We start from the raw sequence: 14,582 nt of genomic DNA on the forward strand, positions 1-14,582 counted from the left end.
GCATTGATAATTTCTATGAAAATGCTAAAATCGATTAGATTTAATGCCCCTTTTTCCTAATGCCATCCATTTTTACTGCAGTCCATCCCTTGAGAGCTAGAAAGTTGTGCCTATCGCACAAACTATTGCAATGCCTCTGCGGTGCCTTATTACTGTCATTGATCAGTATTAGCCCTGCGTCTGCTTATGTGTCATCCCAAGGAATAGAGGATCTCTTATTAAAAGGGGACTCCAAAGCGGCGCTTGCCCAGGCCGAGTCACTCAAAAAAGATCTATCGCCCATTGACTATGCCAATACCAAAGCTTCCGCTTTATTAATGTTGGGTCAGTGGCAAGAAGCCGCCAATCTCTTAGAGCCTTTTTATTCAAAGGATAGTTCTAATCTCCTCGTGGCTAATAACTATGCAGTTGCCTTATGGGGAATGGATAAAAAAGACCAAGCACGGAAGGTGTTAGAAAAAGCCTTAAATACTGCCTCTCCAGCTTTCAGAAGTTTGCGCAAAATTTATTCAGCACAGGCAGCAGAGGCCTATGCAAAAGCGCTCAATGAAAAGAACTCAGCTCCCCCACCCGTGCTCTTAGCTGCTGCTGTTAATGGCTCTGATTTAGTCGATAAGCCTGTAATGGTGGCACAAGCCCCAAAGACAGCTGCCCCAGCACCAACTGCTGCCCCGAGCGTTCAGGCACCTAAGACTAGTCCTGTAGCCACTCCAGTGGTAGAGACTCCAGCCCAAGTTGCGGCAGCTGAGAAAGATGCGGCGCCAACTCCTCAAGAGCTTGAAGTGATCACTGCCAATATGGAAAATTGGGTCAAGGCGTGGTCGAGCAAAAACGTCAAGTCTTATTTGGCTTTTTACTCACCAAGTTTCTCGCCTGATAAGGGATTGTCTTATACAGATTGGTTGGAGCAGAGGAAGCAGAGGGTTGCCAAGCCGGGTGCGATTAATGTTGAAATCAGCATTATGAAAGTCGTTAAATCAAAGGGCAAAATTGTTGTAACCTTCAGGCAGAAGTACAACTCTGCAAACGTCAATACGAACTCTGTGAAGCTTTTGGAATGGGTTAATGACAAGGGCACTTGGTTAATTGCGCGTGAATTCAATAAATAACTTATCTCTCGATAGCGGAGCGCTGAAATTGCGTTGTAAGCTTTTATTGATTGCTTGCATCTGTATAACTCCCGTTGTTAGTTTGGCCAATGGGGACACTACAGTTCGGCAGGCCACTCAAGAATTGGTGCGCAATGGCAATTTAGATAAAGCCATGGACATCTTAAATAAGTCTGAAGTCGAACACCCCAATTTCCGTTTAGCAACATTTATGCGCGCTGAATTGCTAACTGCGCTGACTGGCGGGGCTATTGCGAATAAGTCCAAGAGTGAAGTGCGTGATGGGGAAGCGCCACAGAATCTATTGTCTGAGTTGCAGTTAAGAAACTCAGTCATTCCCAATTTAACTGATCTACGCCCAGCTCAAGTCTTAAAGATGCCTAAAAATGCAGATGTCATTTTGGTTGATGCATCACTCTCTCGCGCCTATCTCTTGCGCAATAAAGACGGCGACCCAGTCTGGGAAAAAGATTATTACGTCACTATTGGAAAGTTAGGCGTGGGTAAACAAAAAGAGGGAGATCTTAAATCACCTCTGGGTGTGTACTCCGTCACCATGCAAATTCCGAAGCAACAATTGAGATCTATTTTTGGCGCTGGAGCATTGGAGTTAAGTTTCCCGAATGCGCTTGATAAGAAGTTGGATATCAGTGGCTCTGGAATTTGGTTGCACGGCGTACCTAAAGATACTTACAGCAGGGCACCTAAAGCTTCTGATGGTTGCCTCGCTTTTGCTAACGATGATGTTCGAGAAATTATTGAGTTAGCGAGCAAGCGCCAAATTAATGTAACCGTAGTGCCCTCCGTTCAATGGCTCAAGAAAGCTGATTGGAGTGCACGCGCCACTAAGGTTAGTAATGAAATTGCCGCATATCGATCAGAAGGCCTTAAAAAGAAAATTGTTCTTCCGCCCGAGGCTATCTATGCTACTGAGTCGACATCCACCTTGGTGATTGACCAGCCGATTGGTCAGGGCGAAGGCTCTGCAGTCTACCGAGAGTATTGGGATAAAAACGGTAATGGCTGGAACTTGAAGTTCAAGAGCCGTACCTAATTCCTGAGCTATGAGCCAGCCCCTCCGGCATTGGCATTTAGAGCGCCAGTTTTGAACTAAGCAAATACTTTGCTTGAGGCATTTGGGGCTGGTTTTGAGCTTCTTTGCCTTTCTTCCTAAGTTACAGAACCCGATTTAAGCTCCTTTTTTTAGGATTTTCCCTAAGATTGCACAAAAAACAGGCCAATCAGGATAGGATATACGCATAAGTTGGCATGACTTTTGTTTTTGTTTGGATCAGCCTATGGCTTGGATAGAATCGATGAATGACCAATGTATGTTGCTAGCTGGATTTTCCGGCGCTGATATTGCTCTGAAGATATATAAGGATAAGCGTCGTATGCCAATGGTAAAAAACTGTTTAGCCAACAAATCGAATACACTGATTTCAGTGAGTTCCTCTGACTATGTTGTCAAAGTATTAGAGCTGATGCGCGATAATTTAGTGCGCTCTGTATTGGTGATTGATTCTGATCAATTAGTAGGAATTGTTTCCCAGGGTGATTGCGCTATTAAAGTGCTGCTTCCAGGTTTGAGTGCCAAAGAAGTATTAGTCAAGGCGGTCATGACCCCAAACCCCATCTCAGTAGCTTATGAAGATGATTTGCGAGACTGCATGCAAATCATGATTTCCAAAAGAATTCGTCACTTGCCCGTAGTGGATGAGGGCAAGGTCAGAGGTGTGATTTCTGTTGGAGATGTGGTGAAAGATACTTTGGAACACAGAACAGGTCAGATTCAATTTTTAGAGCGTTATATAAAAGAGTGGGATAGCTCTAAAAAAAATGATTCATAACTTTTTTAAAATCGTATTCATTCAAAAGGAAATCTTCTTAGTAAGAAAATAAATGGCACTATTTGGTAAAAAAACGCAGTCCGCACCCGTACAGGCTCCTAAAGGGCCTGAAAAAGTTGCGCCTGAAAATTCATATTTAGGACGTGAACCTATCATCGATCGCGATCAAGCGATCATTGGGTATGAACTTTTTTTTCGCCCGGGAACTACTCTGAAGGCAAAGCGGGTCAATGAACGTAATGAGGTGTTAGCGCAAATTGCCAAACGCTTAGAAGCAGATCCGAAGGCAGAAGTCACTTATCCCGATGAAATTACAGATGCTAATTTGCGGGATGATGAGGGCATTGAAGTCAAAGAAGTCACTCTTAGTGAAATGCTCTACGCACTCAAGACTAAGGGTGTGGCTCAGTCACTTGGCTTGCATCTGGGTTTTATCAAAATTCATCCCCATCAATTAGGAGATGAGTTGCGCGGCATTCCTGCCATGAAGTTTCCTTTGCAAATTGATTTGGCTGAGATCCTGGAGGCGATTAAAACTGAAGTTCCTACGGATGAAACTGTGAAAGATAGTAAGAAGGATGCCAAAAATCCCGATGATCCAGATGCGCCTAAGGTGCCTGAGATTCTGGAAAAGCTCGAGAAGATGTCGAACATCGGTTACAAGTTTGTGCTGACGGGTTTGACAGAAGTATTTGATGGTCTCGAAGATATCTTGCCGAAGTTTCGCTATGTCAAGCTGGATATTCACCAGGTAGAGAATGCAGCCAGCTTAATCGAATTATGTAAAGCCACGCCTTTACCAAGAGATACTAAGTCGCCTGCGAAAAAAGGTGCAAAAGCCGGTAGTGATGGTGCTGTAATGCAGATGATTGCAACACATGTAGAAACTCCTGAAGATTTTCATAAGGCTCGCGACTTAGGTTTTGATGCCTATGAGGGCTTCTATTTCATTAAGCCTGATCCAGATCTGTCCTTACATCGTGGTGATGACTACCGCAAGATATTAAAGCTACTGACTTTGCTGCTTTCGTCGCCTGAACTCCACGAGCTGGTTGATGAAATTGAGATCAATCCAGTAGTGGCAAAACACTTAATGGTGATCGCGGAAGTTGATGCTGGCAGGAAGCGTGCAAAGCCAGAAAATGTTCGAGACGCTGCAGTGATTTCTGGAGTTAAGCGGATTACCCGTTGGACTCAACTCTTGCTCTATGCAGATAGCAAGGCTAAAGTTTCTTTGGAATCTACCCCCTTACTACAATTAGTTTGCGTGAGAGCATTCTTTATGGAATTAGCATCGGTCAAATTGCCAGCTGGGGCTGGATTGGGCTCGAGTGATTTGGCTTTCTTGGTTGGTGGATTATCCTTAATTGATAACCTCTTTGATGAGTCCAGCCGAGAGATTTTGTCTAAATTCAATTTGCCTGGAGTCGTTGTCGATGCGATTGCAGATCGCAGTGGCGTTTTAGGTAAATTACTCACCCTGGCTGAGGCTGCTGAGATTGGCGACTTAGAAAAATGTCAGCAGCTATGCGCTGGTGAACTGGGGTCGTTGACTTTGGATGATGTTGCCCAAGATTCTCTGTTGGCTATTAAAACCTTCGTTGCGCAAACCCAGCTAGCCCCAGATGAGGACGTTTGGGAGCAAGCCGAAGTGACAGAGGAAGAGTAATTCAGTTAATAACGGAGTTTTAACCGGCTTATTAGCTGAGTTGTTAAATGCGTGATGAGCTTATAGTGACTCAATTAGTGGCTCATTTAGCCGTTAAACTATCTAACTCAATTACCACGCTGGAGCAATCATGAGCGCACGTCGCCGCTTTATTAAGACCTTTTCCTTGTCTGGAATGGGTATTGTGGCCGCCTCAACTCTAGGTTTTTCTTCGGATGCTGCTGCGCGTAGATTTAAATTTGCCAAAGAGCAAGAGGCCTATAGTGGTCCCCACATCATGGTCAAAAATGCCAAGATCCTATCCATTAAGAATAGTGATGGTACTGAGACTATGGGAGTCATTAGTACAAAAGGAGTGATTGACGTTCGTGCCGTTGCGAAGAAACTCAATATCGCGGCTCCATACACTCTGGATCAATTGCTACAAGAGGGTAACGCCACCGCGTTTAATAAGGTGGTTGCTGGCGCAGAAAAGTCTGGTGTACCTTATTTGTCGGAATCGAAAATTCGCTATGGCAGACTTTTCAAGAATCCAGGCAAAATTATTTGTGTTGGCATTAATTACCGTCAGTATGCAGAAGAGGTGGGTGTCGCTAAGCCAGCGGTTCCAGCTTTGTTTAATAAGTATGACAATAGTCTAGCTGCTCATAATTCTGTATTAGAGATTCCTGCACCTGATGTTTCTTATAAGCTCGACTATGAAACTGAGCTCCTTGTAGTAGTGGGCAAAAAAGGGCGCAATATCCCTGAATCAGAAGCGCTCAATTATGTTGCTGGCTATTGCACTGCAAATGATTTCACCTCACGCGATTTGCAACTCGATCTTCCTGGTGGTCAATGGATGATGGGTAAAACTTTGGACCAATATGCGCCTATCGGGCCAAACTTTGTGACCGCTGATTTAGTGGGCGATCCCAATCAGTTGCAAATTCAGACCTTTGTGAATGGTGAGATGCGACAGAACTCGAATACCTCTGACTTTATTCATAATGTTCAAAGATTGCTTGCCTATATCAGTACTTACTGGACACTCGAACCTGGCGATATTATTTTCACCGGTACCCCACAGGGCGTAATCGCCAATATGCCCAAGGATCAGCAAGTTTGGTTGAAAAAGGGCGACGTGGTCACCAGCGTTGTAGAAAAGTTGGGAGAGCTCAAATTTACTTTGGGCTAGAGACTATAGCTAGATTCAAGAGTAGGATAGAGTCTTAGGGTATCAAAAGCTTAAAAGGGAAAAAGCTAATGAAGCACAAGCCATTCATCATCCTCGCTGCTCTCATGATTTCTTCATCAGCCTATGCCCAAAGAGAGGGTGGGGGACGAGATATTGGGCATGGCAATAACGGTAACAACGGCTACGGTAACAATAACAACTATGTTGTGGTGCCCTATGACGCTGGTAATGTACCTGGAGCTCCCAATAGCAACCAGCCCGTGACCGTAATGAATGGTCCAAACGGCTCTACTCAAACCCAGGTCGGCACTACCACCTACTATTCCCCTGGCGGAAGTTCTGTGACGAACGGCAATCGCACCATTTATTCCAACGGCAGCAATTGCGTTGTGCAGGGCAATAAAAAGACCTGTAACTAGTTTTGCCGTCAAAAATAGATACGCAATGGATCAAAGAACCGAAATAGAGACTCTGTTGCATGATTTGGGTCAGCCATTGCTTGCTATTCGCTTAAATGCTGAGTTATTAATGCACTCTCTTGGTGAATCGGGCTCTGATCCCATTAAGAAGAAAATCCAGGCTATTTTGCAAGCTAGCCAAGAATCGATGGATATTGCAGCCCAAATTGCCGCTCTAGATAATAATAAATAATCAATTAAATCAATATCTTAAGAAATATTAGCCATAATAATTAGAAATTTCTAGTCATTGAGCTTAAGTTTTGAGTTTATGGGACGTAAAAGATGGTGAGGACTTGTAAGTTATGTAAGCCTGGGTCGAATTTTAAGGTTTCATTGCACGATTTGAAAGGATAGCAAGGTTAGAGGAGGTTATATGAATATGCAAATAACACCTTCGGCTGCTGTTTCTAGTTATTCATCAGCCAGCGAATCACAAGCACGCCAAGGGTACTTGGGCGCGTTGGCTGCTGCTTTGCGCAATGGTGATGTAGTTGCTGCTCAACAGGCTTTGATTGAGTTGCGTGGTGTTGGCGGTGGCGTTAGCCCAGATGCCCTGTTTGAAAAGATAGATAACTCCATCAAGTCAAGCCGTACGGATGAAATTAAGTCAGCCTCTTTGGCTCTTGATGAGTACAGAAAATCGGGCCAAGTTGACCCGTATCACAATAGCGAAAAGATGCCTGGTGCTCAAAAAGCACCTTTGCCAGTTCAGTTAATGGCTGCCTCCGGTACAGGCACCCTGGTCAATATCAAGGTTTAATAGTCAATTATCAGGCTCAGTTCAGGTTAAACCTGGAATCTTGAGAATAAGCCCGAAAAAGTGGCCTTATTCTTCGAATTGAAAATCCCCCCTTTCCTCTACATTGGTAGCTTATTTATCAGGATAGCCAAAGTCCGTCCATTAGCTGGCTGGGGCACCTTTCAACAAGGATCATATGATTGCGACTACTGAGTCTTCTGTGGATTTAAGCACCTCCGAAATCTTTCTTGCGCGCAATTCCGTGTTTGATAGCTCGGGCAGGGTGATGGCCTATGAAATGCTTTTCCGTTCCCGAGAAAGCGTAGATGAAGGGCGACCTGATGATTTAGCAACAATCACCCAAGTGATTGTCAATTCGATGAGTCACTTTGGTTTAGAAGGCGTGCTCGGTTCGGCCGATGGTTTTATTCATGTCACTGAGAAGTTACTCAAGAGTAATACCCTGGAGATTCTGCCTGCGCAGCGCATCATTTTAGAAATCTTGCCAGACGTTTCTCTCAATGCAGAAATGCTCAAGCGCTTACAAGACCTAAAAACTGCTGGATTTCGGATTGCGCTTGTAGATACTAGCTTGAGCGATGCAACTCCAGCAAAGGGCGTAGTAGAGAATATCGACGCTATTTTGCCTTTGATTGACATTGTTAAGGTAAACCTACAAAACACTTCACCTGAAAATACTGCTGATTTGATGAGCCGGGTTCGTCAATTAGCAAACCCGATTTTTTGGGCAACACTAGTTAAGACTGGTGAAGATTTAGCGGCTTGTAAGGCACAGGGTTTTAGTTTATTTAGCGGACCTTATTTTTCCCAGCCTTTAGTAATGCGCAGTAAAAAACCGCAAGCACTGCAAGTCAGTCTAATGAAAATTGTCGGACTCCTATTTAAGGATGAGGGCATTGCGACTTTAGAGCCTCTGTTTAAGGCCAACCCCGATCTCACATTGGGACTGTTTCGCTTAGTCAATTCTGTTGGTGTAGCAGGGCATTTACAAATTAGTTCGGTACGTCAGGCTTTGGTTACCTTGGGCCAAAAGCAACTATTGCAGTGGATGTTGCTCCTCATCTACACAGAAGCAGGGAATGCTGCCACTTCAGAACTCCAGCGTCGTGTCGTGAACCGTGCCCGTTTAATTGAACTACTCTCACAGCATGAGGATATTACTCAGCCAGGATTAAGTGATCAGGCTTTTGTAGTGGGCCTCCTTTCTTTGGCGCACAAGGTCACCGGTCAAACTTTGGAAGAAGTGCTCAAGCATATTCACCTAGCTGAGCATTTACAAAATGCGCTCTTGCATCATGAAGGTATTTTGGGTCAATTACTCGTCTTGACGGATGCGATTGAGGCAGCTGACTTTGGTCGCATGGAAGCCTCTAGGAGTCACTTGGGAATTTCAGCACAATCTCTCACGGATTTGCAGCTTCAGGCAATCCATTGGACCAATGAGCTTGATCGGCAGATGAGTGCGGTGAAGGGCTGATGTACTGGTAATTTTGCCATTTTTGGCAATTCTGAAGATTTCGTTAGAATGTCATAAAACTAAATTGAGACGGCTTTTATGACATTAATGAAGCACCTACGTATTGCCCTTGCAGATGATCATGCGATCATTCGTGAGGGTCTAGTCCAGGTGCTCAATACACACCCTGGTATCGTAGTTGTGGCCGAGGCCAAGTCAGGTAAAGAGGCTGTTAAATTAGCCGACAATCCTGAATTGGATTGTTTGGTACTCGATATTGATTTGCAGGACCGCAATGGTATTGAGGTTATTAAATCGATTCGTCGCAATAATCAAAAGCTACCGATTTTGGTGCTCTCAATGCATCCACCTTCTCAGTATGCGGCTCGGGTTTTATCTGCGGGTGCCTTGGGCTATATCACGAAGAGTGAACCCACTCAGGAGTTGGTCTTAGCGATTCGTCGCGTTGCAACCGGTGCGAAATATATCAGCCCTGTCGTTGCAGAAATTTTAGCGGAACGCTTTGGGGATGCCCAGACTGCTGCAGACCCGCATCAATGCCTATCTGACCGCGAGCATCAATTTATGATGATGGTGGCTACTGGATTGACCGTCAATGCAATTGCTGAAAAGCTCAGCCTTTCGCCGAAAACGGTCAGCATGTACCGCACTCGTACGCTGAAAAAGATGGGTATGAAAACGAATGCAGAATTAGTGCATTACGCAATTAAAAACAATTTATTGGCTTAATTCGGGTCTTTGCAGTATAAAAGTTGCTATTGGTGTCCCTAATTAATCTAGTTAAACCGCTTTTACAGGTCTTATATTGGAATTGTCTAGACTCAAAGTTTTGTAGTATCTATATTGGATAAACAAGGTTTTCTTACGATCATCGCAATCGCTTTTACAAGTCAAAAATTTAATGCCCAATAGCGATATGCTCTCCCTCTATGAAGCTGTGACTGAAATCAGTCAGCAGATGTTGCAAGCTGCTCGTCAAAAAGATTGGGATGGCTACGGTAAATTAGAGATTTTGTGTCAGGGCTATATTCATCAAATTCCGGTGCATGGTGAGCAAGCTCCACTTACTCCTGAAGCTCTTGAGCGAAAAATTGCTTGCCTTAAAACTATCTTATCTAACGATAAAGAAATTATGGATTTAATGCAGCCTTGGATGTTGCGCTTGACTGACATCATGAATGGCCAGTCTTTCAAGAAATAAGTAGATCATTCATGGCTATCAATCCGATTGGTGGTATCAATCCAGCAATCGCGCCAACGGCAATCGGGCAGTCTAGCCAGCCTGCCCTCAAGGTAGGTCTAGAGTACGTCGGAAAAATTGTTTCTTTTGATCCTGCTGGAACGGCTGAGGTACAAATTGGCGAACAAGTATTCGGCATGAAGCTGGGTAGTAATTTTGTAGTAGGGGATGTACTGCATTTTCGCTTTCTCGGCAGCGATCCAAACCCTACCTTTCTATTATTAAGTACTGGTGCTAATCAATCTGCTTTTGAGAATGTGATTTTGAGCGGCACTAGCTTGCTGATTACACAATTGCAAGACGAAGCTCAGTTACAAGGACAGCTTTCGAAGGTAGAGAGTTTGCTGCCCCCTTTAATGCAAAGCCCCTTGAACTCACAACTCACGGCAGCCCAATTGCAAAACGCCATCATCATGAGCGGGCTCTTTTATGAATCCCATCTGGCGAATTTTGCTAAAGGGAAGTGGCCTTTAAATGCATTGATGAAAGAGCCTCAAAATCGTCCTAACTTTAATGCGTCACAAGTTGTGAATAAACAGTTAGATGCTTTGGAGAATCAGACGATTCGCTGGAGCGGCAATATTTGGCCAGGGCAGCCAATGTATTGGCAATTGACTTATGAGGAAGAGCAGTCACCCCGAACGGTCTCAGAGGAAGGTGTCGCTCAAACCATTGTGAGTGTGATTGAGTTAGATTTACCCAACTTAGGTAAAGTGCAGGCTCGTCTGACCTTGCGGGATAAGGCCTTAAGTGTGCAACTTAAAGCTGAGAAGTCGCAGACTGAAAATCTCTTCAAACAAGAATTATCAGATCTCAAGAATACCTTTAATGCTAATGGTCAGGAGCTTAAAGCGATGGAGGTCATCGCACATGGATAAGGCTAAGAATCTACAGCAGGCGGTAGCTTTGACTTATGAGCATGGTGAATTTGCCCCTAAGGTATTGGCAAGCGGGAAGGGCTTAGTGGCCGAGCAAATCATTGCCAAGGCGAAAGAACATCAGATTTATATTCATGAATCAAAGGATCTGGTGGGCTTGCTCATGCAGGTCGATCTTGATGAGAATATACCTCCGGCTTTATATCAGGCGGTAGCAGAAATTCTGGCGTGGCTATATCAGCTCGAAAAGCAGGCTTAGGGAATTACCTGATAGAGTAATGCAATGGATTGCTAAAATATCAGTAGTCAGCATAGTCATTGAGTTTCAAACCTATATTGTATGAATTGAGAATATGTCTGTATCCATTGAGAGCACCCTAATTTTGCAAATGAGCGCTGCTTATAACGCCCATTTTATGCAAAATGCAAATGCGGGCGAAGCCCTAGTGCATATGATGGAGATGTGCAATTCGCTACACCCCAAGCTCAGATCTGTGAACCCTAAGGAAGTATTAGCTTTATTCTCCATGGGAAAAACCTTTACCAGCAGAGCGCAGTTACGAAACTTTGCTGTAGATGTGATCGTCTATCTAGTGGGTGATGTTGTGGGTTCTCATTACTCGCGTGCTGAGTTGACTGAGGCTACCCAACAAAAGATAACGAGCTAATTGTCACTATTACACTGGTGACAGGGTATTACACCTGCATATTCATGATGTCGTGATAGGCGGAAACGAGCTTATTACGAACCTGAACAGTTGCTTGAAATGACAGACTGGCCTTTTGTGTTGCTACCATGACATCGGAGAGATTGACACTATCGTCACCGAGAGCAAAGTTTTTACCTAGCTCAACTGCCTTAGTCTGGCTTTGGTTTACTTGGTCAAGGGATGACTTCAGCGCGGTAGCAAAATCAATCGATGGGGCAGACTTTGGGCCATCCCCGTTGTTAATTCCCTTAATACTATCTAGGCCCTGAATTGGGGTAGCTAGGTTTGCAGGGGCGGCAGAAGACGCAGCCTTTAATTGGGCCAACATTGCTTGAATACGCCCTGAATCAATAGCGCCGACACTCATGATGGAACTCCTCACTGAAACTTTTCAATGGAAGTAATGTAGCAGTAAAGAATGGCGGCAGTTTTGGCAATAAGAAGGAAAAAAAGGCCTTATTCCTTCAATTGAAATGAAATTTCCCTATTCATAATGACGTCTAACATCATATTTATTTAGGGCGTATTGGACAAATCATGCAAAAAACCGATCTTATCAGTTTCCAGAATGATCTTCAATCTGCCTTTTCATATCACTAGTAGGTCGGGAAAATTGTTATGGAAAGCTTGTTAGCGCGCTTAAATTTGCAGGGCACTAGTAAAAAAGTGCTGCTGTCCGCGGGTATTGCTGCGGTGATTGCAATCATGGCCGTCTTTTGGATCTGGAGTCAGGGACCTAAATATAAGGTCGTGTTCTCTAATTTCAACGATAAAGATGGCGGTGCCATCGTGTCTGTTTTAGAACAGCAAAACATTCCTTATAAATTAGCGGATGGTGGCTCTTCCATTCTGGTGCCAGCCGAATTGGTGTACCAGACCCGTTTGAAACTAGCAGCTATGGGTTTGCCTAGAGGCGGCAATGTTGGCTTTGAGCTTCTGGAAAACCAAAAGTTTGGAGTTTCTCAATTTGTAGAACAGGTCAACTTTCAACGTGCCTTAGAGGGTGAATTAGAGCGTAGTATTCAATCCATCTCTGGGGTTGAGGGTGCTCGAGTCCATTTAGCTATCCCTAAAACGTCCGTGTTCGTGCGTGATGCGCAAAAACCAACGGCATCCGTTTTAGTGAAGTTAATGCAAGGTCGTACCCTAGACCAAAATCAAGTCAGTGCAATAGCCCATTTAATTTCTAGTAGCGTCCCAAATTTAAGTCTAGCCAGCGTTGATATCGTTGATCAGACTGGTAGCTTGCTTTCTGATGCCAAAAAAGGCGGTTCAAAAACTCTAGATGCAAACCAACTCAAATATGTTGAGGACTTGCAAAAAAATATTGTGTCGCGAGTACAGGCGATTATTACTCCGATTGTGGGCGAGAAAAATGTGCGCGCTGAGGCGAATGTCGAAATTGATTTTTCAAATACCGAAGAGGCTAATGAAATTTACAAGCCAAATCAAAAGCCTGAGGTTGCCGTTATACGTAGCTTGCAGACTAATGAATCGATTGTGCCTTCAGGATCGACCAATGGTGGCGTACCAGGTGCTTTAAGTAATCAGCCTCCCGCAAATGCAACTGCTCCTCTGAACACCACTAATAATGCAGCTCCTGGCGGCGCTGCTGCTGGTGCCGGCGCCGGAGCCAATAATGCTGCTGCTCAAAATCCGATGAGCACGCAAAGAAATTCGATTACGAATTATGAAATTGATAAAACGATCTCGTTTACCCAAAAATCCATGGGCGGGGTGAAGCGTTTATCAGTAGGTATCGTTGTTAATAACAAGGCTGATGTTGATGCTGAAGGCAAGCCTACTACACGCCCTTTAAATGATGCTGAAAAGCAGCAGATTATCGATTTGGCCAAACAAGCAATGGGCTTTAATGAAACGAGAGGCGATACTTTAAGCGTGGTGAACACCCCTTTTACCCCTGCTAAAGAGGCTGATGTATCTGAATTACCTGTCTGGAAAGATCCTGTGTATATCGAAATGGCCAAAAATATTGGTCAAATTCTGGTCGGCTTAATCGTGCTATTCATTATGTATCGCAAAGCAATTAAACCGATGCTAGCCAATTTATTGGCGCCAGATGAGGCCCCGACTACGCTTGATGGTAGTTTTGACGAAAATGGCAGACCCATACCAAAATTGACGCCATATCAAAAAGACCTCAAGACCATTCAAGCTTTGGCTAAGGAAAATCCAAAAGTAGTAGCTGATGTGGTTGCGGGTTGGGTAGGAAATAGCTAATGGCAACAAATCCAAACGAAAGTAGCGTTCTTAAAGCTGCTATTTTGATGTTAGCTCTCGGCGAAGAGGGCGCATCACAGGTGATGAAGCACGTCTCTCCACGAGATGTGCAAAAGTTGAGTGCCGTCATGACTACCCTACGTAGGGTTGAGCAGGCTACGGTAGCTGATACGCTACGGGATTTTTTTAGCTATGCTGGTGAAGGTGCCTCTCTTAATATTGACACCGATTCGTTTACCCGCAATGTCTTAACCCAGGCATTGGGGCAAGAAACTGCCTCAGGTCTATTTGAGCGCATTCTAGAAAATAAAGATTCAGAGGGTATTGATAACCTCAAGTGGATGGATGCAACAGCTGTCGCTGATCTTATCCGTTATGAGCATCCTCAAATTATTGCCACGATTTTGGTGCATCTTGAGCCTGAGCAGGCTTCTCAAATTCTGACCTTGTTTAATGAAGATTTACGCAAAGATACGATGTTGCGTATTGCTACTTTAGAAGAAGTGAAGCCACAAGCGCTCAAAGAGTTAAATGTGGTACTGGCCCGTTTATTGAGTGGAGCTCAGACTTCCACTAAAAAACAAATTGGCGGCATTCGTGCGGCTGCAGACATCATGAACTATATTGGCCAAGCTCCGCAGCAAGTGCTGATGGATCGCATTAAAGAATACGATATTGAAATTGCAGAAAAGATTAATGATGAAATGTTTACCTTTGACGACATCATCAACATTGATGATCGTGGTATTCAGACCATCTTGCGTGACGTTCAATCTGATGCCTTGGTAACTGCTCTCAAAGGCGCTAGCGCTGAGTTGCGTGAAAAGATCTTCAAGAACATGTCATCTCGTGCAGCCGATATGATGCGCGACGACTTAGAAAACAAAGGCCCTGTCAAACTTTCTGAAGTGGAAGCACAGCAAAAAGAAATTCTGATTGTTGTCAGGGGCTTGATCGAAGATGGCTCAGTGATGTTGCCGGGTGCCGGAGGCGGTGAGGATTATCTCTAA

General features: G+C 44.3%; 17 protein-coding genes. 16 read left to right on the forward strand and 1 reads right to left on the reverse strand.

Features of this window, described 5'->3' with window-relative positions; all coding sequences use genetic code 11:
- The first annotated feature begins 104 nt into the window (after nucleotides 1–104).
- The 14 genes from ICN35_RS02950 (at nucleotide 105) to ICN35_RS03015 (ending at nucleotide 11,289) form a co-directional block, all read left to right on the forward strand.
- Nucleotides 105–1,109 (forward strand): tetratricopeptide repeat protein, encoded by a 1,005-nt coding sequence (locus ICN35_RS02950; RefSeq protein ID WP_216124171.1) that lies wholly within the window; start codon nucleotides 105–107, stop codon nucleotides 1,107–1,109.
- A complete protein-coding gene (locus ICN35_RS11475; protein ID WP_216124177.1) occupies nucleotides 1,093–2,163 on the forward strand; it encodes a L,D-transpeptidase family protein in 1,071 nt (356 codons plus the stop codon). The genes ICN35_RS02950 and ICN35_RS11475 overlap by 17 nt, the downstream gene beginning before the upstream one ends.
- A 244-nt stretch (nucleotides 2,164–2,407) precedes the next feature.
- Nucleotides 2,408–2,959: a CBS domain-containing protein gene (locus ICN35_RS02960; protein WP_255535684.1), complete on the forward strand. Its 552-nt coding sequence runs from the start codon at nucleotides 2,408–2,410 to the stop codon at nucleotides 2,957–2,959.
- 52 nt (nucleotides 2,960–3,011) lie between these two features.
- Entirely contained in the window at nucleotides 3,012–4,628 is a 1,617-nt protein-coding gene (locus ICN35_RS02965; RefSeq protein ID WP_216124179.1) for an EAL and HDOD domain-containing protein, read from the forward strand.
- A 130-nt stretch (nucleotides 4,629–4,758) separates the two neighbouring features.
- Complete coding sequence (locus tag ICN35_RS02970) at nucleotides 4,759–5,805, forward strand: fumarylacetoacetate hydrolase family protein (RefSeq protein WP_255535685.1); 1,047 nt, start codon at nucleotides 4,759–4,761, stop codon at nucleotides 5,803–5,805.
- Nucleotides 5,806–5,873: 68 nt separating this feature from the next.
- Nucleotides 5,874–6,224 carry a hypothetical protein gene (locus tag ICN35_RS02975; RefSeq protein WP_088524989.1) on the forward strand — a complete coding sequence of 117 codons (351 nt, stop codon included), beginning with the start codon at nucleotides 5,874–5,876 and terminating at the stop codon, nucleotides 6,222–6,224.
- A 25-nt stretch (nucleotides 6,225–6,249) separates the two neighbouring features.
- Nucleotides 6,250–6,456: a hypothetical protein gene (locus ICN35_RS02980; protein WP_088524988.1), complete on the forward strand. Its 207-nt coding sequence runs from the start codon at nucleotides 6,250–6,252 to the stop codon at nucleotides 6,454–6,456.
- A gap of 183 nt (nucleotides 6,457–6,639) precedes the next feature.
- Nucleotides 6,640–7,026: a hypothetical protein gene (locus ICN35_RS02985; protein WP_215296724.1), complete on the forward strand. Its 387-nt coding sequence runs from the start codon at nucleotides 6,640–6,642 to the stop codon at nucleotides 7,024–7,026.
- A 175-nt stretch (nucleotides 7,027–7,201) separates the two neighbouring features.
- Nucleotides 7,202–8,503: an EAL and HDOD domain-containing protein gene (locus tag ICN35_RS02990; RefSeq protein ID WP_216124180.1), complete on the forward strand. Its 1,302-nt coding sequence runs from the start codon at nucleotides 7,202–7,204 to the stop codon at nucleotides 8,501–8,503.
- Nucleotides 8,504–8,581: 78 nt separating this feature from the next.
- Nucleotides 8,582–9,232, forward strand: coding sequence for a response regulator transcription factor (locus tag ICN35_RS02995; protein WP_088524985.1), 651 nt, complete (start codon nucleotides 8,582–8,584; stop codon nucleotides 9,230–9,232).
- Nucleotides 9,233–9,404: 172 nt separating this feature from the next.
- Entirely contained in the window at nucleotides 9,405–9,704 is a 300-nt protein-coding gene (locus tag ICN35_RS03000; protein WP_215296727.1) for a flagellar protein FliT, read from the forward strand.
- Nucleotides 9,705–9,715: 11 nt separating this feature from the next.
- Nucleotides 9,716–10,621, forward strand: a complete 906-nt coding sequence (locus tag ICN35_RS03005) for a flagellar hook-length control protein FliK (protein ID WP_216124183.1) — start codon at nucleotides 9,716–9,718, stop codon at nucleotides 10,619–10,621.
- The gene (locus ICN35_RS03010; RefSeq protein ID WP_088524982.1) at nucleotides 10,614–10,880 is read left to right on the forward strand and encodes an EscU/YscU/HrcU family type III secretion system export apparatus switch protein; all 267 of its coding nucleotides are present in this window, start codon (nucleotides 10,614–10,616) and stop codon (nucleotides 10,878–10,880) included. Before ICN35_RS03005 ends, ICN35_RS03010 begins: the two co-directional genes overlap by 8 nt.
- A gap of 94 nt (nucleotides 10,881–10,974) precedes the next feature.
- Nucleotides 10,975–11,289 (forward strand): hypothetical protein, encoded by a 315-nt coding sequence (locus tag ICN35_RS03015; protein ID WP_088524981.1) that lies wholly within the window; start codon nucleotides 10,975–10,977, stop codon nucleotides 11,287–11,289.
- A 28-nt stretch (nucleotides 11,290–11,317) separates the two neighbouring features.
- Here ICN35_RS03015 and fliE read toward each other — a convergent pair whose 3' ends face one another.
- Nucleotides 11,318–11,698, reverse strand: a complete 381-nt coding sequence (gene fliE / locus ICN35_RS03020; protein WP_216124185.1) for a flagellar hook-basal body complex protein FliE — start codon at nucleotides 11,696–11,698, stop codon at nucleotides 11,318–11,320.
- Between the two features lie 251 nt (nucleotides 11,699–11,949).
- Here fliE and fliF point away from each other — a divergent pair, with 251 nt between their 5' ends.
- Nucleotides 11,950–13,572, forward strand: a complete 1,623-nt coding sequence (gene fliF, locus ICN35_RS03025; protein WP_216124186.1) for a flagellar basal-body MS-ring/collar protein FliF — start codon at nucleotides 11,950–11,952, stop codon at nucleotides 13,570–13,572.
- Nucleotides 13,572–14,582, forward strand: coding sequence for a flagellar motor switch protein FliG (fliG, locus tag ICN35_RS03030; protein ID WP_088524978.1), 1,011 nt, complete (start codon nucleotides 13,572–13,574; stop codon nucleotides 14,580–14,582). Before fliF ends, fliG begins: the two co-directional genes overlap by 1 nt.

The sequence above is a fragment of the Polynucleobacter sp. es-GGE-1 genome (assembly GCF_018882005.1).
GTDB lineage: Bacteria > Pseudomonadota > Gammaproteobacteria > Burkholderiales > Burkholderiaceae > Polynucleobacter.